The sequence below is a fragment of the Pontimicrobium sp. MEBiC01747 genome (genome assembly GCF_053601635.1).
Genome location: NZ_JBSHNS010000042.1, coordinates 1 through 2,640 on the forward strand (window position 1 = coordinate 1; position 2,640 = coordinate 2,640).

General features: G+C 31.3%; 2 protein-coding genes. Both read right to left on the reverse strand.

Going from position 1 to position 2,640, the window contains the following annotated elements:
- On the reverse strand, positions 1–1,735 hold a 1,735-nt coding region (locus ACVC2P_RS00620; RefSeq protein WP_452596549.1), incomplete at its 3' end, for an ATP-dependent DNA helicase.
- A 178-nt stretch (positions 1,736–1,913) separates the two neighbouring features.
- Positions 1,914–2,640, reverse strand: a 727-nt coding sequence (locus ACVC2P_RS00625; RefSeq protein WP_452596550.1) for a YitT family protein, incomplete at its 5' end; no start/stop codon positions are given.

The following is a 2,640-nucleotide window of genomic DNA, read 5'->3' on the forward strand; positions in this document are numbered from 1 at the left end:
TAGCAGCCAATTGCTCTTCTAAATCATCTAACTGTTTTGTAATATCCTTTTCTAATGCTTTATTATCTGTGGTAAAACTAAAGGTGTTAAATGGAGTGTTAATCTGGTCTTCGGTTTGTGTTTTAAAATAAGCAATAGCTTTAACAAAACGCTCGTTAATTACAGTATTGGTTTCTGGAATTCCTTTAGTTTCTATAACCAAATTATTAAGTTGCGATTTAAAATTAGCCCCAACTTTAAGCAAATTAGTAACACTGTCCTTAATTGTATTTAATGGTGTTTCCAAATTTCCTTCAATACTTCCTCGGTTTTTATAATAGATATCTAGAATACGCCTAACTGGATATAAAAATTTAAAAAAGTCGAATAACTCTGCTATTAAACTTAGCTGAAACTCAGCTTCCGATTTTTGTAAGTCTTTCTCATCAGGCTGATGTTCTTCAGCATATTTTGTAAATGATAACACATTGCTATCACTAATAATATGGCTAGAGTTTATTTTACTTTTTAAAACTAATCCTTCTAACGATTTGCATCGACTTAAAGCCACGTAAGTTTGCCCGTGTGCAAAAGCACCTTGTGCATCTATAATTGCTTTTTCGAACGTTAAGCCTTGACTTTTATGTATTGTAATAGACCACGCCAATCGCAATGGCATTTGTTTGTAAGATCCTATTTTATCTTCGGTAATCTCTTTAGTTTCTGGGTCTACTGTATAGTTAATATTCTCCCATTCTTCAGGAGTTGTTATAATATTAAAATCATCATCAGGGCATTTTACAACCACTTCATCCTTATCTAATAAAATAACCTTACCTATCTTTCCATTAAAATAACGTTTTTCGGTAGAACTGTCATTTTTAACAAACATAACTTGCGCCCCAACTTTTAATACTAACTCTTCTTTATTAGGGTAAGCATATTCTGGAAACTTCCCTTCTATACTTGCTTTATATACTTGTTCTTTAGAGGTTAATTTGTCTAGCTCTGCATTATTGGTCTGCTCTGCCCTATTATTATGTGTTGTTAACGAAATGTAACCATCTTCTTCGTTAGGCACAAAATTAGGTTTGTAGCGTTTATTTAACTCATTAGCAGAGGCATCTGATAAAGTATTGGTTCTAATTTCGTTTAAAATTTTTATAAACTTGGGATTGTCTTGCCTAAAAATATGCTTCAACTCTACGGTGACCGCTTGGCATTCTTGATATGCGTGGCTGCTAAAGAAAAATGCATTTTTATAAAACGGTTTAAGCAAATGCCATTCGTCCTCTTTTATTACTGGCGAAAGCTGTTGTAAGTCGCCAATCATTAACAACTGTACTCCACCAAATACTTTATTTTTGTTTCTAAAACGGCGTAATGTTTTATCTATACCATCCAGTAAATCGGCACGGACCATACTAATTTCATCAATAACTAATAGGCCTAAAGATTTAATAATATTAATTTTCGTTTTATTAAATTTTCTATTAAACCCTTTAGAATTACCTAAATCTTCGTTGGGCAAAATTGGTCCAAAAGGCATCTGAAAAAACGAATGTATCGTTACTCCTTTTGCATTAATTGCCGCTACACCTGTAGGCGCAACAACAACCATTCGCTTTAGGGATTCCATTTTAAGTCTATGTAAAAAAGTCGTTTTACCTGTCCCAGCTTTACCCGTTAAAAATACATTTCTTCCTGTATTATTTATAAAACTCCAAGCTAACTCTAATTCTTTGTTTACCTCCATTACATCTGGTTACATATAAACATTGAATATACATAAATTGAATAATTTTTACGGTGGGTTTTTAAGAAAAATATAAACTGCGTTATCTTCTATATCTTTTTAAGTTGCATTTATAGAATAAGCTATTAAAAATGAAACAAAATCTTATAAAAACAACTTAACGCAACACTTGTTTATTCTATGTTTCTTTTACGTTTTGAGTGCTTAACACTTTATCTTTATTAGTGTTTACCGATAACTGCTTTAAACGTTCCTTAGAAAGGAATTTGGTATAAATACCGCCTTTAATGTTATTTACATCAAACTCAATAATAAAAGCATTTTTATCAATAGAGTCAATTAAGTTATAGGTACGTCTAATATCTATTCTATTAATTACCGTATGAATAATTTCCTTATTAGGTTGCACCCCTCGTTTACCAAACCCGCCTAAACCTTGATACAAGGTCGTGCCAGTACCTACAGTTTTTATAAGTTCTTGATTGATTTTATCTATTTTTTCAGACATAATCATTAAACCAACATAATCTTCAAAACCTTCAATCATTAAATCAATAACCTTAGCAGTAACAATAAAAGTTAAAATAGAATACATGGCCACTTCTATAGATAACAATAACGCAGTAGCTGCGAACAAAATAATATTAAAAAACAGAATAACCTTACCTATACTTATTCCCAAACGGTCGTTTATAAAAATGCCTAATATCTCAGAACCATCTAAAACAGCACCATTTTTTATGGTTAAACCTATTCCAGCACCTAAAAAAAGACCTCCAAATATGGCAATAAGCAACTTATCGTCTGTTATAGCTGTAAAGTTTTCGAAATGAATAATGATTGCTAATGCAATAATAGAAAGTACCGATTTAGTAAAAATTCTTTTTGTTAAACTAAAATAGGCC